This window comes from Cupriavidus sp. a3 (genome assembly GCF_051015765.1).
GTDB lineage: Bacteria > Pseudomonadota > Gammaproteobacteria > Burkholderiales > Burkholderiaceae > Cupriavidus > Cupriavidus oxalaticus_A.
This window is the reverse complement of record NZ_CP170643.1, coordinates 3,053,257-3,075,369: the sequence shown is the minus strand read 5'-3', so window position 1 is coordinate 3,075,369 and position 22,113 is coordinate 3,053,257. Positions and strand designations below refer to the sequence as shown.

Below are 22,113 nucleotides of genomic sequence, written 5' to 3'. Positions count from 1 at the left end.
CGCTGGTGACGATGTGCATCGGCGGCGGGCAGGGCATTGCCGCGATCTTCGAACGCGTCTGAGGTTCGACTTGCGCCGTGTGCTGCTGAAATTGTCTGTCCCGGCGCTGGCTGCCGTGCTCGTCCTGGCGGGCACGGCGCAGGCGGCACCGGCGACCGAGTTGTCGACCGGCCCGGTTGGGGCGGCATCGGTTGGCGGTGAAAGCCTGGGCATCAACCAGGCCATCCGCGATGGCGAGGCCAAACGTGGCACGGCACTGTCGACCGGCGCGCCCAGGCCGCTGGCGCCGCGCCCCGAGTATTCCTCGCTGCCGGTCTATGTCGGCAAGGTCGGCGACCAGCCCGTGCGACTGCGGCTCGGCCCCAAGCCCGACGAGCGCGACAGCGTGCGCGGCGAATACAGCGGCCGCGGCGCCGGTGTGCGCCTGCTTGCCGGCGAATGGGAAAAAGGCGCTTTCCTGATGGAAGAGTCGGACGATGGTACGCGCGTAACCGGCAACTGGGAGGGCAACATCGACGCCAGCGGCGCCGTGCGCGGCACCTGGACCGATGCCTTCAATCCCGCCATCGTGCTGCCGTTCTTTATCCGCCCGCTGGGCGTGCTGGTCATCCCGCCTTTCGACATGACGCCCAACAGCGGCGTCACCTACGCCCCGCCGCCGCCCAAGTCGTCGATCTCGGGCTGGTAAGCGCACGCATCTTCCCCTGAAATGCGAACCGCCGTCGTTCCCGGTGGCGCGGCCGGCATTTGCTGGTAAGCTCGAAGGCTCACCGAGTCTCATTCCTGGCCGGACAGCGTGATGCCTGCTTGGCATCGTGCCAGCGCCGGCCAGCAGCCAGCAAGGAATCCGCCGTGTCCGATTCGCCGTCCGACAAGCCCGCATCCCGCCCCCATTACCTGCAGACCGTCGCGGTCCAGCCCGAGCTGGACATCGCCTCCGGCTTTGCCTCATTCTCGCCCGCCACCCACCGTGGCTCGACCGTGGTGTTCCGCAACCTGGCCGAACTGCGTGCGCAAGGTGACGGTGCCACCACCTACTGGCGTTACGGCCTGCACGCCACCCCGACCAGCGAGGCGCTGTGCCAGCACCTGGCACTGATCGAAGGGGCGCGCCATACCTTGCTGCTGCCTTCCGGGCTGGCGGCGATTTCGCTGGTCTACTTCGCGCTGCTCAAGAGCGGCGACGACGTGCTGATGCCGCACAACGTCTACGGCCCCAACCGCGACCATGGCGAATGGCTGGCGCGCGACTATGGCGTGTCGGTGCGCTACTACGATCCGATGGACGCTGCCGGCATGGCCGCGATGATCCGGCCCGAGACGCGCCTGATCTGGATGGAGTCGCCGGGTTCGGTGACGATGGAAGTGGCGGACACCGATGCCATCGTCGCCGCCGCGCGGGCGCATGGCGTGCTGACCGCGATCGACAACACCTGGTCGGGCGGCGTCTACTTCCGCCCGTTCGAGAAAGGCATCGATATCTCGGTGCAGGCGCTGACCAAATACCAGTCCGGCGGCAGCGATGTGCTGATGGGCGCGGTCATGACCTGTGACGATGCGCTGCACGACCGCCTGCGGCGCACCCGCATGCTGATGGGCTGGGGCGTGTCCGCCGATGACTGCCACCTGGTGCTGCGCGGGCTGCCGAGCCTGCCGGTGCGGCTGGCGGCGCACGACCGCGGCGCGCGCGAAGTCGCCGAATGGCTGCGCCAGCGGCCCGAGGTCGCGCGTGTGCTGCATCCCGCGCTGCCTGACTGCCCGGGCCACGCCAACTGGCGGCGCGACTTCACCGGCGCTACCGGCCTGTTCGCCATCATCCTGCGCGCGCGCTACTCGCGCCAGCAGGTCGATGCCTTTGTCGAGGCGCTGCAGTTGTTCGCGATCGGCTGGTCGTGGGGCGGCGCGCACAGCCTGGCAGTGCCTTACCACGTCCAGAACATGCGTCCGGCAGGCACCTGGCCGCCGGCCGGCTGGCAGGACACCGGTGAACTGGTGCGGCTCTATATCGGCCTGGAAGACACGCGCGACCTGATCGCCGACCTGCGCCAGGCGATGGAGGCGCAGTTGGGCGCGGCGTAAGGGATGTAAGGCTTAGGCGGGGCGCGCAGGCGCCCCGCGCCCGCTTCAGGCAGGCTTGCGCAGAGCCAGGTTGAGCTGGTCGACCACCTCGGCCCAGTCGGCGTCGTCGAGAAGCTCGTCGTGCAGCAGCGCTGACTGCGCCGGCGTCCAGAACGGCGCCTCTGCCAGCTCCACATCGTCTGGCAGCGGCGCGTGCTGGCCGATGAAGCTGCGGATGCTGGCCTCATCGGAAGCCAGGCCGAGTTGCGCGAACAGTTCGGAAAACTGGTGGAAGGTCGGTTCCATGGCGGTCGGGTCTGTTGGTTGGGGGCTCATGTAGTGTAGCCGAGCCCCGTTCAACCGCCGGCGCTCAGCGGGCGTCGGCGCCGGACATCGGCTTGGCGCCGGCGGCGGCCGTGTCCGTGGCCGCGGCGGCGGCACGCGGCAGCGCCCACACCGACTCGGCCGGTCCGCTGCGCGCACGCCGCCGGGTGGCGCGGGCGAGGGCGACGAAGCCTGCCGCCAGCGCGATGGCGCCGATATCGAAGCCGGCGATGATCCAGTGCCCGCTGGGGATGCTGCGCAGCAGGTGGTCGCCGGTCAGGATGGCGTTGGACAGCGGCACGGCCAGCGCGGCCAGTGCCGCAGTAGATTCCGCTGACCGGGATGCCCGGAGTGTTGGAGAAGGGGCGTCGAAAGGTGGCACAACCGCCACCCAGCGGCGCAACGGACCCGACGCCATGGAATCCACGCCACGGAATCGACGCCACGGAAGCGGCGCTGCCGCCCCCTTGCGTGACTTCAGTGGGGGAACAGTGCCAGCAGCCCGTCCAGCCCGACATGGTTGAACGCCACGCTGGCCTGCGCGCGCACCACCGGCTTGGCGCGGAAGGCCACCGAGAGCCCGGCTACGGCCATCATCTTGAGGTCATTGGAACCGTCGCCCATGACGATGGCCTGGTCCGGCGTGGCGCCGATCTGTGCGCAGACTTCCCGCACGGTACGGGCCTTGACGTCGGCATTGACGATCTCGCCGACCACGCTGCCGGTCAGCTTGCCGTCGACGATTTCCAGCGTGTTGGCGCGGGTGAAGTCCAGGTTCAGGCGCGGCTTGAGCTGGTCGGTGAAGTGGACGAAGCCTCCGGACACCAGCAGCGTCTTGATGCCCAGCGCCTGCACGGCCTGCAGCATGCGCTCGGCACCCGGCGACAGGCGCAGGCGCTCGGCGTAGACGCGGTCGAGCACGCTGGCGTCCAGGCCCTTTAGCAGCGCCACGCGGCGCCGCAGGCTTTCGTTGAAGTCGGTGATCTCGCCACGCATCGCGGCTTCGGTGATGGCGGAGACCTCGGCCTTGAGGCCGCAGAAGTCGGCGATCTCGTCGATGCACTCGATCGTGATCAGCGTCGAGTCCATGTCCATCGCCACCAGCCGGAAATCCGACAGCCTGCGTCCGGCCGGGACCACGGCCCAGTCGATCGCGCGCGGACCGCAGAAATCATCCAGCGCATCGCGCAGCGCCGGCGTCAGCGGCGCGCAGTCCTCGGCGGCAGCCACGGTGTCGCTGCGCGGCACCAGCGCGGAGGCGCGGGCGAGGGTGCGGGCGGTGTCGAGGTCGGCGGCGGAAAGCGGGGCGGTGCTCTGGAGGATCAGGGGCATGGCAGGTGAGGATCGGGCGCGCGCAGCATGGCGGGCAGGCAGGGCGGCAACGCGGAAAAACCGCTATTGTAGCCGCCCTGGCCGGCTGGCTGAGCACTGCCCGGATGCTCAGCGCCGCGCCATCAGCATGTAGTCCACCGTCAGGTTGGACAGCGCGCGCACGCCGTTGATCAGCGCCGGCTCGTCCACATAGAACTCGGGCGAGTGGTTGAAGGGCGCCCTGGTCACATCCTGAGCCTGGTGTCACGCCAGACATAGTTGGTCAGGCCATGCGCAGGCTATCCACCACCTTATGCAGGAACGCTTCGCACGCCGCCAGCTGCTCCAGCGCGACAAACTCATCCGGCTTGTGCGCCTGCTGGATATCGCCAGGCCCGCACACCACCGCCGGAATGCCCGCGCGCTGGAACAGCCCGGCCTCGGTGCCATAGGCAACCTTGTTGGTCTCGCGATCGGCCGTCAGCGCGCGCACCAGCTGCGTGATCGCGGCCTGCTCGGCAACATCCAGCGACGGCGCGGCGGCAATCTTGCTGAGCGTCAGGTCGGCATCGGCATGCTCGGCGCGCATCTTCGGCAGCAGCACGTCGTTGGCGTAGGCATGGATCCGCGCGTAGATCGCTTCCGGATCCACCCCGGGCAAATTGCGGAACTCGAATACGAACTCGCACAGCGCCGGGATGGTGTTGAGCGCGATCCCGCCCTGGATGGTGCCGGTCTGCGCGGTGGTATAAGGCACGTCGAAGGCCTGGTCGTAAGGGCCGTTGGCCTTGAATTCATCGGCGATATCGCGGATGAAGCAGATCAGCCGCGCCGCGTATTCGATCGCATTGACGCCGCGCGGCGTCAGCGATGAGTGCGCGGCCTGGCCCCGCACGCAGCAGCGGTAGGCATTGATGCCCTTGTGCGCGACGATCACGCGCATGCTGGTCGGCTCGCCCACGATGCAGCCGCCGGGCGTCACGCCGCGGTCGCGCAGTTCGGCCAGCAGGTAGGGCGCGCCCATGCAGCCGATTTCTTCATCGAAGGAGAGGGCGTAGTGCACCGGCTCGCGCAGCTTCGCGCCGAGGATGGCTGGCAGCAGCGACAGGCTGGTGCCGATGAAGCCCTTCATGTCGCAGGTGCCGCGGCCATAGAGCTTGCCGTCGCGGATCACCGGCCTGAACGGATCGGTGGTCCAGTTCTGGCCGTCCACCGGCACCACGTCGGTGTGGCCCGACAGCACGATGCCGCCATTGGTGCCGCCATCGGCCGCGGGCACCGTGACAAAGAGATTGGCCTTGTCCTGCTGAGGGTTGTAGCTCAGATGCGGCTTCAGGCCCTTGGCCAGGAAGTGGTCGCGCACGGTCTCGATCAGGCCGAGGTTGGAGTGGCGGCTGGTGGTGTCGTAGGCGACCAGCCGCTGGGTCCATTCGAGCGCGCTGCCTCGCGCGGCGTGGTCATTGACGGTCTGGCTGGGGGCGGCGGCTTGGGCTGGCATGGGGCGCTATCACTAACCGATCAGGAGTCCGATGCTACACCCGGTCGTGTACCGAGTCCATGCAATCGGCGCATGACGCCGCCCCGCAGGTTTACGACAGTTGCCGCAGCGTGTGCTTGATCGTCTGCGCGCGTACCGTCACGTCCGGCATCTTGGCCTCGATGCGCAGCTTGTCCTGCCCGGCCAGCTTGATATGCCGGTTCTTCTGCACTAGGTCGATGATGCGCATGGCATCGATCGGCGGGTTGGGCACGAACTGCACGCTGAAGGTGGCCTCGCCCGCATCGATCTTGCGCACGCCCAGCGGCGCCGCGGCGATGCGCAGCCGGTGCGTTTCCACCAGCGCCTGCGCCTGCGCCGGCAGGCGGCCGAAGCGGTCGATCAGTTCTTCCTGGATATCGTCGACACGCTCGGCGGTTTCGCAATTGGCCAGGCGCTTGTACAGCGACAGGCGTTCATGCACATCGCCGCAGTAGTCGTTGGGCAGCAGCGCCGGCGTGCCGAGGTTGATCTCGGTGGTCGCCGCCAGCGGTGCCATCAGGTCCGGCTCCTTGCCGGCCTTCAGCGCCTTGACCGCGTGGTTGAGCATGTCGGTGTAGAGCTGGAAGCCGATCTCGTGGATCTCGCCCGACTGCTTGTCGCCGAGCACCTCGCCGGCGCCGCGGATTTCCAGGTCGTGCATGGCCAGGTAGAAGCCCGAGCCCAGTTCCTCCATCTGCTGGATCGCCTCGAGCCGGCGCTGCGCCTGCTTGGTCAGGCCGTCGACATCATGCACCAGCAGGTAGGCATAGGCCTGGTGGTGCGAACGCCCGACGCGGCCGCGCAGCTGGTGCAGCTGCGCCAGCCCGAACTTGTCGGCGCGGTGGATCAGGATGGTGTTGGCGGTCGGCACGTCGATGCCGGTCTCGATGATGGTGGTGCACAGCAGGATGTTGTCGCGGCGCGAGACAAAGTCGCGCATCACGCGCTCCAGCTCGCGCTCGTGCATCTGGCCGTGCGCCACCGCGATGCGCGCCTCGGGCACCAGCTCGGCGAGCTTCGCGCGCTTGTTCTCGATGGTCTCGACCTCGTTGTGCAGGAAGTAGATCTGGCCGCCGCGCTTGAGTTCGCGCAGGATGGCCTCGCGGATCACGCCGTCTTCCTCGCGGCGCACGAAGGTCTTGATCGCCAGCCGCTTCTGCGGCGCGGTCGCGATTACCGAAAAATCGCGCAGGCCTTCCAGTGCCATGCCCAGCGTGCGCGGGATCGGCGTGGCGGTCAGCGTCAGGATGTCGACCTCGGCGCGCAGCGTCTTCAGCGCTTCCTTCTGGCGCACGCCGAAGCGGTGTTCCTCGTCGATGATGACCAGGCCCAGCCGCTGGAACCTGACCTGGTCGGACAGGATCTTGTGCGTGCCGATGACGATATCGACGCTGCCCTCGTTGATCTGCCTGATGGCCGCGTCGATCTCCTTCTTGGTCTTGAAGCGCGACAGTTCGACGATGCGCACCGGCCATTCCGCGAAGCGGTCGGACAGCGTCTGGAAGTGCTGCTCGGCCAGCAGCGTGGTCGGCGCGAGCATCGCCACCTGCTTGCCGCCCAGCACCGCGACAAAGGCCGCACGCAGCGCGACCTCGGTCTTGCCGAAGCCGACGTCGCCGCAGACCAGCCGGTCCATCGGCTTGCCCGAGGTCATGTCGGCGATCACTGCGGCGATGGCGGCGGCCTGGTCCGGCGTTTCCTCGAAGCCGAAGCTTTCGGCAAAGGTCTCGTAGTCCTTTGGCGACAGCGGGAAGGCGAAGCCCTCGCGAGCGGCGCGGCGTGCGTAGAGGTTGAGCAATTCGGCAGCGGTATCGCGGATCTGCTGCGCAGCGCGGCGCTTGGCCTTGTCCCACTGGCCCGAGCCCAGGTGGTGCAGCGGCGCAGTGTCCGGATCGGCGCCGGAGTAGCGCGAGATCACGTGGAGCTGGTGCACCGGCACATACAGCTTGCTGCTTTTGTCGTATTCGAGGTGCAGGAATTCCTCGTCGCCCTGGCCCATGTCGAGGGACACCAGGCCGTGGTAGCGGCCGATACCGTGCTCGCTGTGCACCACCGGATCGCCGATCTTCAGTTCGGCCAGGTCGCGCACCATCGAGTCGACGGCGGTGGCCTGCTCCTGCTTGCGGCGGCCGGCGCGGCGCGCGGTGCCGGCATATAGCTCGGCTTCGGTGACGAAGGCGAGCTGACCTTGCGGCAACGCGAAGCCGCTCTGCAAGGGTGCCACCGCGATCGAGAAATGCGCCTCGCCGGCGAGGAATGCGGCAAAGTCGTCCACCGGATGCGGGCGCAGGCCGCTTTCGGCGAACAGCTGCAGCAGCGTCTCGCGCCGGCCGGCGGAATCGGCGCACATCAGCACGCGGGTCTGCTTGTCGAGCAGCAGCGATTCCAGGTTGACCAGCGGATCTTCCGCGCGCCGGTTGACGGAGACATCCGGCAGGATCGCCGAGAACGGCACCTGGTCCGCGCCTGGCTCCGTCTGCAGCACCAGCCGCGCCATCGGCTTGGCGCCGACGAAAAACTGCTCCTCGGACAGGAACAGGTCGGCCGGCGGCAGCAGCGGACGCTCGCGGTCGTGCCGCATGAAGTTGTAGCGCTGCGTGGTGTCGGCCCAGAAGCGGCGGATCGCTTCGTCGATGTTGCCCGCGAAGGCCAGCTGGGTATCCGCGGGCAGGTAGTCGAACAGCGTCGCGCTTTCTTCGAAAAACAGCGGCAGGTAGTACTCGATGCCCGCCGACGGCACGCCGTTGCCGATGTCCTTGTAGATCGGCGACTTGGTCGGGTCACCCTCGAAGACTTCGCGCCAGCGGCCGCGGAACGCGGTGCGCGCGGCTTCGTCGAGGGGGAATTCGCGGCCCGGCAGCAGGCGCACTTCCTTGACCGGGTAAAGGCTGCGCTGCGTGTCCGGGTCAAACGCGCGGATAGTCTCGATCTCGTCGCCGAACAGGTCGATCCGGTACGGCAGCGCAGATCCCATCGGGTACAGGTCGATCAGGCCGCCGCGCACGCTGTATTCGCCCGGGCGCATCACGGCGCTGACGTGCTCGTAGCCGGCCAGCGTGAACTGCGCCTTCAGCGCGGCCTCGTCCAGGCGCTCGCCCTGCTTGAAGAAGAAGGTGTAGGCGGCCAGGAAGGACGGTGGCGCGAGCCGGTACAGCGCGGTGCTGGCCGGCACCAGCATCACGTCGCATTGCCCGCCCTGGATGTCGTGCAGCGTGGCCAGGCGTTCGGAGACCAGGTCCTGGTGCGGCGAGAAGCTGTCGTAGGGCAGCGTTTCCCAGTCGGGCAGCAGGCGCACGCGCAGCTCGGGCGCGAACCAGGGGATTTCCTCGGCCAGGCGCTGGGCGTCGACGGCATTGGCGCACACCACTGCCAGCATCGGCGCGCGCGCGCGGTGCTGCCGCGCGTAGGCGGCAAGGGCCAGGGCATCGGCCGAGCCACGCAGGCCGGCCACGGTGTGGCGCAGGCCGGGCTTGACCAGCGGCAGGTTGACGAAGGGCAGGGAGGGCGTAGCGTCAGGCATGTCGGCAACGGGGCGTTCAAAACGACGACACCCCGCCGGCAGCGCGGGCGGGGGTCGGACAGAATGCTGCGGGCACGTGGCGGCACCCGCCCACGCCGCCGGGCACGCATGCGCCATGGCGACGGGCAAGGGCCGTATTATAGAATGCGACCCGGTTGTCCCGCTGGCGCCACGGCGCCTGCGCTAGCCCAGTCCCTTGCAGCTTCACTTCGCCATCCACTTCCTGCCCCAGCCGTGTCCGCTCGCCGCTTTGCCCTGATTCCCTGTGCCGGTACCGGCAGCCGCGCCGGCGGCGCCGTTCCCAAGCAATACCAGACCGTGGCCGGCCGGCCGATGATCTGGTACGCGCTGGCGGCGTTCTCGGCGTGCGACGCGATCAACGCCACCGCGCTGGTGCTGGCGCCCGATGACATGCCGCTGGAATCGCGCTTCGGCGCCGCTGCGTTCGCCGGGCTGCGCTTCGACACCGCCTTCGTTGGCGGCGACACGCGGCATGCGTCGGTGCTGGCGGGGCTGCATCACCTGGCCCAGCTCGGCGCCACCGATACCGACTGGGTGCTGGTGCACGACGCGGCGCGCCCGGGCCTGACCCCGGCGATGATCCACGCGCTGGTGCGCGCGGTCGAAAGCGACGGCGACGACGATCCGGATGCGGCCATCGGTGGCATCCTGGCGGTGCCGGTGCCCGACACCCTCAAGCGCGCGCAGGACGATGCCCGCATTGGCGGCACCGTGCCGCGCGAAGGGCTGTGGCAGGCGCAGACGCCGCAGATGTTCCGGCTGGGCGTGCTGCGCCAGGCGCTGCAGGATGCCTTGGCGGCCGGCGCGGTGGTGACCGACGAAGCCAGCGCGATCGAACGGCTGGGGCTGCATCCGCGGCTGGTCAACGGCTCGCTGCGCAATTTCAAGGTGACATACCCGGAAGACTTCGCGCTCGCCGAAGTGCTGCTGGGTACAGGCGCACCAGGAGCAACAGGAGCATAAGGAGCATAAGGAGCGTAACCGCAATGATGCCTTTCGATATCCGCGTGGGTCAGGGCTATGACGTCCACGCGCTGGTGCCGGGCCGCAAGCTGATACTGGGCGGCGTGGAGATCCCGCACGACCGCGGCCTGCTGGGCCATTCCGATGCCGACGCGCTGCTGCACGCGGTGACTGACGCGCTGTTCGGCGCAGCCGCGCTGGGCGATATCGGCCGCCATTTCCCCGATACCGACGCGCGATTTGCCGGCGCCGACAGCCGCGTGCTGCTGCGCGAGGCAGCGCGCCGCGTGCGCGAGGCGGGCTATGAAATCGGCAATGTCGATGCCACCGTGATTGCGCAGGCGCCCAGGCTGGCACCGCATATCGGCGCGATGGTGGCTAACCTGGCGGAAGACCTCGGGCTGGCGCCGGGGCGCTGCAACGTCAAGGCAAAGACCAACGAAAAGCTGGGCTTCGAAGGACGGCAGGAAGGCATCGTGGCGCAGGCCGCGGTGCTGGTCTGGCGCGCCTCGGTGACGGGCGCGCAGGACTGAGCGACCTGTGGCGGGCGCAGTGGGTGGCGCGGACGAGCTTTGCTAGCTGCGCGGCGCGTCCGCCGCCGGGGCGTTGTCCGGCGGGATGGTGTAGGTGTAGTCGATCAGCCGCGCCATCGCGCCCGAGCGCGCACCGGCCTCGGTGCGCTTGGTGAAGCCCATCTGCTGCACCAGCCGGTTGGCCGAGTCCATCTCCGGCATGGTTCGCACCAGCAGCGTAGGGGAGCCGATATCGCGCGCGCGCTGGATGCAGATCTGCATCAGGGTGCGCCCCAGCCCCAGGCCGCGCGCCTGCGGGCTGACCGACAGCAGCCGCGCCTCCGGCTGCGTCAGCGTGATGGTGCTGCCGTCGAGCGCGGGCAGCGTAGCCCCGGGATGGCAGAACAGCACGGCACCCATGATGCCGTGATCGGTTTCCGCCACCCACCATTCCATGTCGGGATTGCTGGTCGCCAGTACCGCCTGCATGCCGCGCTGGAACGAGGCCCGGCAGTCTTCCATGATTTCCAGCTCATACTGGCCATAGGCTTGCTGCGTGACGGCAGCGATGTCGCCCCAGTCTTGCACCGCGGCAAGGCGGTAGTGGAAACGGGGGGAAGTCGGCGAAGGCAGGGTCATGGCAGGCTGAAAGTGCATATGCTGCCTGGATTGTAGGCCGATCGCCGCGCCAGTGCAGTCCCGATGCGGGGGGCGGTTGCAAGATGGGAACAGCCGGCAGTTCCCGCTGGGAAGCTGCCGGCTGCTGTGCTACAGGGGCCGTGGGACGGCCCCGTCGGAGGGCGCGGGGGCGCGCTGTGTGCTTGTTGCGTGCTCGTTACGTGCTCGCTGCCTGCTTACTCGGCGGCGATCACGTTGGCCGCGGCCACGATCACCGCGGCGATGCGGCCCACGTCGCGCAGCTGCTGCGCGGTCATGCCCTGTTCGTTCTTCAGCAGCTGGTAGTGCGACTTCACGCAGAAGTGGCACTTGCCCACGATCGACGCGGCCAGAGCGTACATCTCGAAACGGCGCTTGTCCACGCCGCCATGGGTGGCGTAGGCGTTCATCCGCAGGCCGGCCGGCTGGGTCGACAGGTCGGTATCGTCCGCCATTTCGACGTACGGGTACCAAGTGTTGTTCATGCCCATCAGCGCCGCGGCGGTCAGTGCGCCGTTGGTTTCCTCGGGCGATAGCACGCCGGCATTGCGGATGGCATCCACCAGCACCTTGCTCTGCGCCGCGAATGCCGCCGCCAGCGCCACGCCGACCGCATCGTTGCCTTCCAGCGAGGAACGGGCGATGGTGCCGTCCACATTCAGGCGGATATCCTTGGCGTAATCGGGGATGAGATTTTTAATTGTGCTGAGGAATTCCATTTATTTCTCCTATCGATCGGGGCCCAAAAAACCCGCGCAAGCGGGTTTCGGAGCGGAGGGCAGGGCCCTCCGCGGCTCGCCACGGTGTCTGGCGAAGAATTGCAGGTGACAGCGCAAATTACAGCGTTGCGCCACCAACGGCACGGTTGCACGGGCACAGCTCGTCCGTTTGCAGGCCGTCGAGGATACGCAGGACTTCGTCCGGGTTGCGGCCGACGTTCAGGTTGTTCACCGAAACGTGCTGGATCACGTTGTCCGGGTCGACGATGAAGGTCGCGCGCAGGGCAACGCCGGCGGCCTGGTCACGCACGCCCAGCTGGTCGATCAGCGAGCCGGTCACGTCGGCGAACTGCCACTGGTTCAGCTTGTTCAGGTCCTTGTGCTCGCGGCGCCATGCCAGCTTGACGAACTCGTTGTCGGTCGAACCGCCCAGCACGATCGCGTCGCGGTCAGCGAAGTCGCCGTTCAGCTTGGCGAAGGCAACGATTTCGGTCGGGCACACGAAGGTGAAGTCCTTCGGGTAGAAGTAGATGACCTTCCACTTGCCTTCGAACGACTTTTCGGTGATGTCTTCGAAAGCCGACTGGCCGTTCTCTTCGTGATTGTTGAAACCCGGCTTGACACCGACGACGTGGAAGGCTTCGAGCTTTTCACCAACGGTCTTCATAAGACTATCTCCAGATACGGTTGCGATAAGTACAGTGTCCGCCGCTGGCCCGGCGTGAAGCTTGCCAGGCACTTTGCTGCGGCGCACCGCGACAAAACGTGATTATGCGTGAACATCCCGCGGGGGGCTAATTGATATTCTCAAAGAGCCCGATAGGCACGGCATGCAGTGGTTCAGCGCCGGGCAGGGTCGACGCTGCGAAGCGGCAAGTATGCCATGCAAGGCAGGCACACAAAGGGCAAGTTGGTGACGATCCGCCGGGATTCAAGCCGGCTGCAGCACGGCACCGCTGCGACGCGCGCGGAAGGCAGCCGCGCTCAGGCGCGGCGGAAGCAGGCGCTGACCACCAGGCCCGAATCCGGCGCGGGGCGGTTGGCCAGCAGCAGCCGTCCGCCGTTGCGCTGCATGATGCGGTTGACGATGGACATGCCCAGTCCCGCGCCCTTGGCCTCGCTGCGCGCGCTGTCGAGCCGGTAGAACGGCCGCGTCAACAGCGACAGCTGGCCTTCGGGCACGCCATTGCCGCGGTCGGCTACGGTCAGCACGGCTTCCTTGTCATCGACGCGGGTGGAGATCTCGACCACCGCCATGCCGCTCTGCTCGTCCTTGGCATAGCGGCGCGCGTTCTCGACCAGGTTGTCGAGGATGCGCTGGACTTCCATGCGGTTGGCCACGGCCATCACCGGCGCGTTGGCGCGCACATGCACGCGCACGTCGTCGTGCGCGGCATAGACGCCCACGGCATCGTGCACCAGTGCCGACAGGTCGACCGGTTCGACGGTCTCCAGCGGCGGCCGCGCGTAGTTGAGAAACTGGCCGATGATCGCGTCCATCTGCTCGATGTCGGCGATCATGGCGTCGCGCGTGGGCGTGTCCATCGGCGACATCTCGGTCTCCAGCCGCAGCCGCGTCAGCGGCGTGCGCAGGTCGTGCGAGATGCCGGCCAGCATCACCACGCGGTCGTCGTCAAGCTGGCGCAGGTCTTGCACCATCTGGTTGAAGCTGTGGTTGGCCAGCGCCACCTCGCTGGCGCCGCGCTCGGGCAGCGGCGGCGGGTCGCCGCCGGCGCCGATCGCGCGCGCGGCATTGGCCAGGCGCTTGAGCGGATAGTTGACGCGCGCGGTGATAAAGGCCGCGCCGATGATCGACAGCAGCAGCGCGGCAATGCTCCACCACAGCCACTGGATGCCGGGCACGCGTTCGAAGCGCTCGGGGCTGATCGCGACCCAATAGTCGTCGCCCTCGATCTCGAAGCTGACCCAGACACCAGGGATATCGTTGACGGTGGTGGCCAGCACGGTGTCCTCGCCCAGGCGGCTGCGGATTTCCTGCTGGACCAGCGAGGTCAGGAAGGGATTGGCGGTAGGCGCGGCGAAGTCGTCGTCCTTCTCGCGCGGATAGACCTTGATGCCTTCGTTCTGCACCAGGTCGAGCAGCAGGAAGCGGCGCCGCGCGGGGTCGGAGTAGAGCAGCGCGGCGCGCGTGAGCTTGACCACGCTGACCACCTGCATGGCGATCTGCTGCGCGCGCGGGGCGCGTTCGAACAGCCGGTAGCTCTGGAACCAGATGCCCAGCGAGATCGCCAGCAGCAGGGCGATAAGCATGAAGGTTCGCCAGAACAGCGAACCAAAGAACCGCGTCGCGGTTCTGCCGATAACGGTCGCCACGATAGGAACAGCGGCCGTTATCGGTTATTTCACGCCATCGGGAATGAAGACGTAGCCCAGGCCCCAGACCGTCTGGATAAAACGCGGGTTGCTGGGGTCCGGCTCGATCAGCTTGCGCAGGCGCGAGATCTGCACGTCCAGGCTGCGATCGAACACTTCATATTCGCGGCCGCGCGCCATTTCCATCAGCTTTTCGCGCGACAGCGGCTGGCGCGGATGGCGGGCGAATACCTTGAGCACCGAGAATTCGCCGGTGGTGAGCGTGATTTCCTCGTCGTTCTTGGTCAGCGTGCGCGTGGCCAGGTTCAGCACGAAGTCGCCGAAGGCAAAGGTCTCGGGAGTTTCCGACGGGGCGCCGGGCACTTCGGCCGGGCCCTTGCGGCGCAGCACCGCGTGGATGCGCGCGATCAGCTCGCGCGGATTGAACGGCTTGGGCAGGTAATCGTCGGCGCCCATTTCCAGGCCGACGATGCGGTCCACGTCCTCGCCCTTGGCGGTGAGCATGATGATCGGGGTCTGGTCGTTGGCACCGCGCAGCCGGCGGCAGATCGACAGGCCGTCTTCGCCCGGCATCATCAGGTCCAGCACCAGCAGGTCGAAACGCTCGCGCAGCCAGAGCTTGTTCATCGCGGTGGCGTTTTCCGCCACCAGTACGGTGAAACCCTGTTCGCCCAGATAGCGGCGCAGCAGATCGCGCAGACGCGGGTCATCGTCGACGACAAGAATCTTGTGGCTGGTATTTTCCATGGCGGTATCTTAGCGACTATCGCTTTCGCTCAAAATGGCTTAACAAAACGTTACATACTTTACCCCGTGGTATGGCAGCGTGCATCAATCGTGCGATTACACTGCGCCATCCCGTCTATTTGCGCTCCTTGCGGACTGATTTTCCGCGCATTTGCACCGCATGATCCGCGGCATCGGCTGCCCTGGCTCGCGGGCCCTGGCCCGATGCTTGCAGAGGCCAGCAGCGCCAGGCGGGGATCGGACGGGGTAACGAAATTTCCCGGCTTCAGATGGTTTCAACGACCGCGTTTCCCGAAGCCAAGACCGCCATTATCAATGAAAGTGAACCGAACCCGGCACGGGCCTCCGCAGCATGGTATAGCCGGCGCATGTATTGCGCTTGCGGCTGCCGCATGGCTGCTGGGGCCGGCCGGGCCGGCGCGGGCCCAGTCGGCCGGCATGGCCAACCTGCTCAAGCGCCATCCGTCGACGCAGGCAAGCGATCCGGGCAACGGCCAGCGCGAGGCGCGTGCCCGTGCCGAGCGCCATCGCGCCGAGCAACGCGAGACCGACCGCCGCCGCGCGGACGAACGCGAGCGCGGCGGTTCGCGGCTGTCGCCGGACGAGCGGCGCCGCCTGCGCAAGAGCCTCTACGATTTCGGGCGGGAGATGTACGACGGCAGTTGAGCGCTGCCGTGTGCTGTCAGCCGCGCGGCTGGAAGTGGCGCAGGAAGTCGACGAAGACTTCGGCCGCCAGCTGCGCATCTTCGGCGGTGATGGTCTCCAGCGGGTTGTGGCTGATCCCGCCATTGCCGCAGCGCACGAACAGCATCGCCACGTCGGTGATGCGGTGCATCATCATGGCGTCGTGGCCGGCGCCGGAAGGCAGCTCGAACGCCTCCATCCCCCGCTTCTTCAATACCGCGCCGAACTGGTCCATCAGCCAGCGGGCGCAGGGCGCGTTGTTGACCGGCGGCACGCGCTCGACCTGCGCCAACAGCCCGCGCCGTGCGGCGATCCGTTCGATGCCGGCGACGATGTCGGCAATGGCCGCCTCGCGGATGTCGTCGGCGCCGGCGCGGATGTCCATCGAGAAGGTGCAGGCGGCCGGGATCACATTGCTCGACCCATTCGGCACCTGCAGCTGGCCGACGGTGCCGACCAGCGTGGGCGCGGCGGCGCAGCGCTCTTCCACCAGCAGGATCATCTCGGCCGCACCCGCGGCGGCGTCCTTGCGCATGCCCATCGGGGTGGTGCCGGCATGGCTGGCCTGGCCTTCCACCCGGACCTGGAAGCGGCTGCTTCCGGCAATCTGCGTGACCACGCCCAGCGGCAGGCCGTGGTGCAGCAGCACCGGCCCCTGTTCGATATGCACTTCGACAAAGCCCAGCAGTGTCGCCGGATCGATCGCCGCGGCACGCAGCGCATCCAGGCCGCCGGCGCCGGGCAGGCCGGAGGCGGCCAGCGCCTCGGCCAGCGTGACGCCGTCAGCGTCGGCGCGGGCGAGCAGCGCGGGGTCGAAGCGGCCCGCCAGCACGCTGCTGGCCAGGAAGCTGGTCTTGAAGCGCAGCCCTTCCTCCTCGGCGAACCCCACCACCTCGAAGTGGTACGGCAGCCGTATCCCGGCCCGGTTCAGCGCATCCACCACGGCGATCGGCAGCAGGATGCCGAGGCGCCCGTCATAGCGGCCGCCATTGCGCACCGTATCGAAGTGCGAGCCGGTCATCAGCACGCGCGCATCGGTGACGGCGGGGTCGGCGGCGTAGCGGCCGATGACATTGCCGATGGCGTCGATGCGCACCTGCATGCCCGCGGCTTCCATCCATTGCGCCAGCCGGTCCTGCGCGGCGCGGTGCGCCGGCGTCAGGTAGGCGCAGGTGAGGCCGCCTTCCATGTCGGAGAAGCGGGCGAGCTGGTCGGCGTGGTCGAGGATGGCCTGGCCGAGGGAAGCGGTGGTCTGGGTCATGGCGGGTATCGTGGCTTGCGGCCTGTTTGCTATGTGTCAGCTATTGCGGATCCAGGTCTTCCATGCGATCCACAGCTTGCGCAGCGGCGTCAGCGCGATGCGCTGGCTGAGGACCTGGAACTGGCTGGCTTCCAGCTCATCGAGCAGCGCATGGTAGATCGCCCCCATCAGCAGGCCGGCGCGCTGGGCGCGGCGGTCCTGGCGGGGCAGGGCTGCCAGCGCCTCGCGGTACAGCTTGCGGGCGCGTTCGGCGTGGTATTGCATCAGCGCGACGAAGCGCTCGGAATGCTGGCCCTTGAGGATTTCCGAAGCCGGCACCTGGAACTGCTGCAGCGTATTGACGGGCAGGTAGATGCGGCCGCGCCGGGCATCCTCGCCAACGTCGCGCAGGATATTGACCAGCTGCAGCGACAGGCCGAGCTTCTCGGCAAACTCCAGCGTCTTGGGGTCGGTATAGCCGAACAGCCGCGCGCTGAGCGTGCCGACCACGCCGGCCACGCAATGGCAGTAGCGGTTCAGGCCGGCCTCATCAAGGTAGCGTGTCTGCGTCAGGTCCATCTCCATGCCGTCGAGCACTTCGGCCATTTCGCCCTGCGGCAGGCCGGCGCCGGCAACATGCGGCTGCAGCGCCTGGGTCGTCGGGTGCGTGGGCGCGCCGTCGAACAGCCGCCGCAGTTCCGCGCGCCACCAGTCCAGTTGCTGGTGCGCCAGGCCAGTATCATGCGTATCGTCGACCATGTCGTCGACTTCGCGGCACCAGGCGTACAGCGCGGTGATGGCGCGCCGGCGCTCGGCCGGCAGGAACAGGAAGCTGTAATAGAAGCTGGAGCCGCTCTGGGCGACTTTCTCTTGGCAATACTGATCGGGCGTCACGCCGGTCTCGGTCTGAAGATGGGGTGGGGGAAGGATGGCAGAAGCGCGGGGCGCCGATTGTAGCATCGCCGATCCGGACAGCCGGACGCCGGCTGACGACCCGGCGGCGGCCATTTAACCACAGCTCGTCCGCCGGGAACGGCACCCGAGGAGGCATTCCAGACGTTTCGTCGCCTGTCGTTTGACGCACCCCCGCGGGGATCGCTATATTACTGACCGGCCAGTTATTTATTGCCCCGCACTGGCCTCCACGGCCGACGGCCTGCCTTGCCAGCTGTTCCATCCGAATCCTAGCTTACCGATGCCAGTGCTTTGCCCAGTGCCGGAAGTTGCGGCCGCAGCGACTCTTTTTGACACAAAATCGTTACGCCGCGCGCGCTTCGGGCGCTTCGCGGCTGCCGCGCTGGTGACCGTCGCCGCTGTCATGGTCGCGGGCTGCGGCAAGAAGGCCGAACCGGTGCAGGAAGTCCGTCCGGTGCGCCTGATGCAACTGAGCCAGCACAGCGGCAAGACCGCCTTCGAATTTTCCGGCGACGTGCGACCGCGCGTCGAATCGCGGCTGGGGTTCCGTGTGGGCGGCAAGATCGCGGCCCGCCTGGTGGATGTGGGTGCCGTCGTCACCAAGGGCCAGCCGCTGGCCCGGCTCGACCCGACCGATCTTTCGCTGGCCGAAGCAGGCTCGCGCGCCCAGTTCGAGGCGGCGAAGACCGACCGCGACCTTGCCGCGTCCGACCTGAAGCGCTACAACGACCTGTTTGCCAAGGGCTTTATCAGCGCCGCCGAGCAGCACCGCCGCCAGGCCAGTTTCGAGGCGGCCGACTCGCGCCTGCGCCAGGCCCAGGCCGGCCTGCGCAGCCAGGCCAACCAGACCGGCTATGCCGTGCTGCACGCCGACGCCGACGGCGTGGTCACGGCCATCGACGCCGAGGTGGGCCAGGTCGTCACCGCGGGCCAGCCGGTGGTGCGCGTGGCCCAGACCGCGGAGAAGGAAGTGGCGATCGGCCTGCCGGAAGACCAGGTAGACCTGCTGCGCGGCATTACCGATGTCAGTATCCATACCTGGGCCGAGCCGAAGCGCGCGCTGCCCGCCCGCGTGCGCGAGATTGCCGCGGCAGCCGACCCGGTCACGCGCACCTATGCGACCCGCGTCACCATTCCCGATCCGCCCGCCGACCTCAAGCTCGGCATGACCGCTGTGGTGACCTTCGTGCGGACCGGGGCCACTCCCGCGATCCGCGTGCCGCTGACCGCGCTGCTGCAGGAGCAGGGCCGCAACCAGGTGTGGATCTACGACGCCGCCGCCGGCACGGTCAAGCCGGTCACGGTGACGCTGGGCGAGGCCGTCGGCAACGAGGTGGAAGTGCGCCAGGGGCTGGCGCCGGGCCAGGCCATCGTCACCGCAGGCGTACACCTGCTGCGCCCGGGGCAGAAGGTGCGGCCGCTGCAGACCGTCGCGCCCGCTTCCGCGCCGACCCCCAGGGAGGGCTGAAGCCGGCATGGATCATTCCCGCTTCAACCTGTCGCGCTGGGCGCTCGAGCACCAGCCGCTGACCCGTTACCTGCTGGTGGTGCTGTTGCTGGGCGGCCTGCTGGCGTTCTTCCAGCTGGGCCAGGACGAGGACCCGCCCTTTACCTTCCGCGTGATGGTGGTGCAGGCGTTCTGGCCGGGCGCCACCGCCGAGCAAATCGCGGTGCAGGTGACCGACAAGATCGAACGCCAGCTGCAGGAAGTGCCTTACGCCGACAAGATCCGCAGCTTCTCCAAGCCCGGCGAGACCACGGTGATCTTCCAGCTCAAGGACACCTCGCCGGCGAAGGAAACCGCGCAGATCTGGTACACCGTGCGCAAGAAGATCGGCGACATCCAGCAGACGCTGCCCGCGGGCGTGCGCGGGCCGTTCTTCAACGACGAGTTCGGCGACGTCTACGGCACAATCTATGCGTTGTCCGCCGACGGCTTCAACTACAAGGAGCTGCGCGAGTACGCCGACCTGGTGCGGCAGGAATTGCTGCGCGTGCCGTCGGTGGCCAAGGTGTCGCTGATCGGGCTGCAGGACGAGAAGGTCTATATCGAGTTCAACCAGGCGCGCTTTGCCCAGCTCGGGCTGGACATCAATGCCATCGCCGACCAGATCTCGCAGCAGAACAACCTGACCGGCAGCGGCGTGCTGGTCACGCCGAGCGACAACCTGCAGGTGCGCCTGTCCGGCCAGTTCGCCAGCGTCGGCGACCTGGAGAACCTGGTGCTGCGCGGGCCCAACGGCATCGCCAATATCCGTCTCGGCGACATCGCGCATGTGTACCGCGGCTATGTCGACCCCACGCAGACACGCATGCGCTTCAACGGCAAGGATGTGATCGGGCTGGGCATCTCGATGCAGAAGGGCGGCGACATCATCCAGCTCGGCAAGGACCTGCGCGCGGCCTTCGAGAAGCTGCGCGGCCAGCTGCCGGTCGGCATCGAGATGGACCAGGTGCAGGACCAGCCCAAGGCGGTCAGGCAATCGGTGGGCGAGTTCGTGCGCGTGCTGATCGAGGCCGTGGTGATCGTGCTGGCGGTCAGCTTTGTCGCGCTGGGCTTGCATACGCGGCCGCTGCGGCTGGACGTGCGGCCCGGGCTGGTGGTGGCGCTGACGATTCCGCTGGTGCTGGCGGTGACCTTCCTGTTCATGCACATCTTCGGCATCGGCCTGCACAAGATCTCGCTGGGCGCGCTGATCGTGGCGCTGGGGCTGCTGGTCGACGACGCCATCATTGCGGTCGAGATGATGGTGCGCAAGCTGGAAGAGGGCTTCTCCAAGATGGAGGCAGCCACCTTTGCCTATACCTCGACGGCGATGCCGATGCTGACCGGCACGCTGATCACGGCGGCGGGTTTCCTGCCGGTGGGGTTGGCGCGCTCGACGGTGGGCGAGTACACCTTCGCCATCTTTGCCGTGACCGCGCTGGCGCTGGTGCTGTCGTGGCTGGCGGCGGTGTACTTCACGCCTTACCTCGGCTACCTGCTGCTCAGGACGCGCGGGCCGGGCGCCGGCGAGCACCATGAGGTGTTCGACACGCCGTTCTACGCGCGCTTCCGCCGGCTGGTGGACTGGTGCGTGACGTGGCGCAAGACCGTGATCGCCATCACGCTGGTGACGTTCGTGCTGGGCATCTATGCGTTCAAGTTCGTCGAGAAGCAATTCTTCCCCGACTCCAGCCGGCCCGAGCTGATGGTGGAACTGTGGATGCCGGAAGGCACCAGCTTTGCCCAGATGGAAGCCGAGGCCAAGCGCTTCGAGCGGCTGGTGGGCAAGGACAAGCAGGTGGAAAGCCTGACCACCTTCGTCGGCACCGGCGCGCCGCGCTTCTACCTGCCGCTCGACCAGATCTTCCCGCAGAGCAACGTGGCGCAGGTGATCGTGATGCCGGTCAGCACCGAGGTGCGCGATGCATTGCGCCGTCGCATCATCGCGCTGCTCGACACCGAATTGCCGTACCTGCGCGGCCGCGTCAAGCTGCTGCCGAACGGGCCGCCGGTAGCGTATCCGGTGCAGTTCCGCGTGATCGGCCCGGAGGCGGGCGCGGTGCGCCAGCTGGCCGACCAGGTCAAGGCCGAGATGCGCGCGAACCCGAACACGGTCGGCGTCAATGACAACTGGAACGAGAACGTCAAGATGCTGCGCCTGGAGATCGACCAGGACAAGGCGCGCGCGCTGGGCGTCACCACCAGCGCGATCGCGCGCGTGACGCAGACCGTGCTGACCGGCGTGCCGGTCGGGCAGTACCGCGACGGCGACAAGCTGATCGAGATTTTGATGCGCACGCCGCGCAACGAGCGCGATGCCATGTCCGACCTGAACAACGTGCTGGTGCCGACCAACACCGGCCGCACCGTACCGCTGACGCAAGTGGCCCGCGTGGCGCTGAAGTCCGAGCCCGGCGTGGTCTGGCGCGAGAACCGCGACTTCGGCGTGACCGTGCAGGCGGACGTGGTCGACGGCATCCAGGGCCCGACCGTGACCGCGCAGATCAACCCGCAGCTGGACAAGCTGCGCGCGCAGTTGCCGGCGGGCTACCGCATCACGGTGGCCGGCGCGGAAGAGGAAAGCGGCAAGGCCGGCGCTTCGATCGCGGCGCAGCTGCCGCTGTGCATCTTCCTGATCTTCACGCTGCTGATGCTGCAGCTGCACAGCTTCTCGCGCGCGCTGATGGTGTTCCTGACCGGCCCGCTGGGCCTGATCGGCGCCGCCGCGACGCTGTTGCTGCTGCGCGCGCCGATGGGGTTCGTGGCGCAGCTGGGGATCACCGCGCTGCTGGGCATGATCATCCGAAACTCGGTGATTCTGGTCGACCAGATCGAGCAGGACATCAGCGCGGGCGTGCCGCCCTGGACCGCCATCGTCGAGGCCGCGGTGCGCCGCTTCCGCCCGATCATCCTGACCGCCGCGGCGGCGGTGCTGGCGATGATCCCGCTGTCGCGCTCGATGTTCTGGGGGCCGATGGCGGTGGCGATCATGGGCGGGCTGATCATCGCCACCGTGCTGACGCTGCTGTTCCTGCCGGCGCTGTATGCGGCGTGGTTCCGCATCAGGCGGCCCGAGGCAGGGGTGGGGGCGCTGGCAAGCTGA

General features: G+C 67.7%; 18 protein-coding genes and 1 pseudogene. 7 read left to right on the top strand and 12 right to left on the bottom strand.

All coding sequences use genetic code 11. The features are described from left to right. The first annotated feature begins 70 nt into the window (after window positions 1-70). Both ACAD63_RS14790 and ACAD63_RS14785 read left to right on the top strand, forming a co-directional pair. The gene (locus tag ACAD63_RS14790) at window positions 71-688 is read left to right on the top strand and encodes a hypothetical protein (protein WP_434032900.1); all 618 of its coding nucleotides are present in this window, start codon (window positions 71-73) and stop codon (window positions 686-688) included. A gap of 164 nt (window positions 689-852) precedes the next feature. Continuing rightward, window positions 853-2,079 (top strand): cystathionine beta-lyase, encoded by a 1,227-nt coding sequence (locus ACAD63_RS14785; RefSeq protein WP_135705034.1) that lies wholly within the window; start codon window positions 853-855, stop codon window positions 2,077-2,079. A 45-nt stretch (window positions 2,080-2,124) separates the two neighbouring features. On the opposite strand, the gene ACAD63_RS14780 is transcribed toward ACAD63_RS14785, so the two are convergent. The 5 genes and pseudogenes from ACAD63_RS14780 to mfd all read right to left on the bottom strand — a co-directional run bounded on the left by ACAD63_RS14780 (window position 2,125) and on the right by mfd (window position 8,732). Continuing rightward, window positions 2,125-2,364 carry a DUF2789 domain-containing protein gene (locus ACAD63_RS14780; protein WP_029049291.1) on the bottom strand — a complete coding sequence of 80 codons (240 nt, stop codon included), beginning with the start codon at window positions 2,362-2,364 and terminating at the stop codon, window positions 2,125-2,127. A 64-nt stretch (window positions 2,365-2,428) separates the two neighbouring features. After that, window positions 2,429-2,704: pseudogene (locus ACAD63_RS14775) on the bottom strand (PepSY domain-containing protein); the annotation flags it as partial. A 155-nt stretch (window positions 2,705-2,859) separates the two neighbouring features. After that, window positions 2,860-3,714, bottom strand: coding sequence for a phosphoserine phosphatase SerB (gene serB / locus ACAD63_RS14770; protein ID WP_434032899.1), 855 nt, complete (start codon window positions 3,712-3,714; stop codon window positions 2,860-2,862). Between the two features lie 262 nt (window positions 3,715-3,976). Continuing rightward, window positions 3,977-5,191: an acetylornithine deacetylase gene (gene argE, locus ACAD63_RS14765; RefSeq protein WP_434032898.1), complete on the bottom strand. Its 1,215-nt coding sequence runs from the start codon at window positions 5,189-5,191 to the stop codon at window positions 3,977-3,979. A 91-nt stretch (window positions 5,192-5,282) separates the two neighbouring features. Next, on the bottom strand, window positions 5,283-8,732 hold the full coding sequence (gene mfd, locus ACAD63_RS14760; protein ID WP_133096851.1) for a transcription-repair coupling factor: 3,450 nt from the start codon (window positions 8,730-8,732) through the stop codon (window positions 5,283-5,285). A 234-nt stretch (window positions 8,733-8,966) separates the two neighbouring features. Between mfd and ispD the strand changes: the two genes are divergently transcribed. Then, window positions 8,967-9,716 carry a 2-C-methyl-D-erythritol 4-phosphate cytidylyltransferase gene (gene ispD / locus ACAD63_RS14755; RefSeq protein ID WP_133096852.1) on the top strand — a complete coding sequence of 250 codons (750 nt, stop codon included), beginning with the start codon at window positions 8,967-8,969 and terminating at the stop codon, window positions 9,714-9,716. 23 nt (window positions 9,717-9,739) lie between these two features. Further along, entirely contained in the window at window positions 9,740-10,249 is a 510-nt protein-coding gene (gene ispF, locus ACAD63_RS14750; protein WP_133096853.1) for a 2-C-methyl-D-erythritol 2,4-cyclodiphosphate synthase, read from the top strand. Between the two features lie 42 nt (window positions 10,250-10,291). Here ispF and ACAD63_RS14745 read toward each other — a convergent pair whose 3' ends face one another. The 5 genes from ACAD63_RS14745 to ompR all read right to left on the bottom strand — a co-directional run bounded on the left by ACAD63_RS14745 (window position 10,292) and on the right by ompR (window position 14,685). After that, a complete protein-coding gene (locus ACAD63_RS14745; RefSeq protein ID WP_135705038.1) occupies window positions 10,292-10,867 on the bottom strand; it encodes a GNAT family N-acetyltransferase in 576 nt (191 codons plus the stop codon). 215 nt (window positions 10,868-11,082) lie between these two features. Continuing rightward, window positions 11,083-11,604: a carboxymuconolactone decarboxylase family protein gene (locus ACAD63_RS14740; protein WP_133096855.1), complete on the bottom strand. Its 522-nt coding sequence runs from the start codon at window positions 11,602-11,604 to the stop codon at window positions 11,083-11,085. Window positions 11,605-11,722: 118 nt separating this feature from the next. Then, entirely contained in the window at window positions 11,723-12,271 is a 549-nt protein-coding gene (locus ACAD63_RS14735; RefSeq protein ID WP_133096856.1) for a peroxiredoxin, read from the bottom strand. A 317-nt stretch (window positions 12,272-12,588) separates the two neighbouring features. Then, entirely contained in the window at window positions 12,589-13,938 is a 1,350-nt protein-coding gene (locus ACAD63_RS14730) for an ATP-binding protein (protein WP_133096857.1), read from the bottom strand. Window positions 13,939-13,962: 24 nt separating this feature from the next. After that, window positions 13,963-14,685, bottom strand: coding sequence for an osmolarity response regulator transcription factor OmpR (gene ompR, locus ACAD63_RS14725; protein ID WP_010810107.1), 723 nt, complete (start codon window positions 14,683-14,685; stop codon window positions 13,963-13,965). A 438-nt stretch (window positions 14,686-15,123) separates the two neighbouring features. Between ompR and ACAD63_RS14720 the strand changes: the two genes are divergently transcribed. After that, window positions 15,124-15,351, top strand: coding sequence for a hypothetical protein (locus tag ACAD63_RS14720; protein ID WP_255519910.1), 228 nt, complete (start codon window positions 15,124-15,126; stop codon window positions 15,349-15,351). A gap of 16 nt (window positions 15,352-15,367) precedes the next feature. Here ACAD63_RS14720 and ACAD63_RS14715 read toward each other — a convergent pair whose 3' ends face one another. Both ACAD63_RS14715 and hpnD read right to left on the bottom strand, forming a co-directional pair. Beyond that, window positions 15,368-16,630: a Zn-dependent hydrolase gene (locus ACAD63_RS14715; protein WP_135705040.1), complete on the bottom strand. Its 1,263-nt coding sequence runs from the start codon at window positions 16,628-16,630 to the stop codon at window positions 15,368-15,370. Between the two features lie 36 nt (window positions 16,631-16,666). Then, window positions 16,667-17,503: a presqualene diphosphate synthase HpnD gene (gene hpnD / locus ACAD63_RS14710; protein ID WP_135705041.1), complete on the bottom strand. Its 837-nt coding sequence runs from the start codon at window positions 17,501-17,503 to the stop codon at window positions 16,667-16,669. 301 nt (window positions 17,504-17,804) lie between these two features. Here hpnD and ACAD63_RS14705 point away from each other — a divergent pair, with 301 nt between their 5' ends. Both ACAD63_RS14705 and ACAD63_RS14700 read left to right on the top strand, forming a co-directional pair. Then, window positions 17,805-18,992 carry an efflux RND transporter periplasmic adaptor subunit gene (locus ACAD63_RS14705; protein WP_133096861.1) on the top strand — a complete coding sequence of 396 codons (1,188 nt, stop codon included), beginning with the start codon at window positions 17,805-17,807 and terminating at the stop codon, window positions 18,990-18,992. 7 nt (window positions 18,993-18,999) lie between these two features. Continuing rightward, complete coding sequence (locus ACAD63_RS14700; protein WP_434032897.1) at window positions 19,000-22,113, top strand: efflux RND transporter permease subunit; 3,114 nt, start codon at window positions 19,000-19,002, stop codon at window positions 22,111-22,113.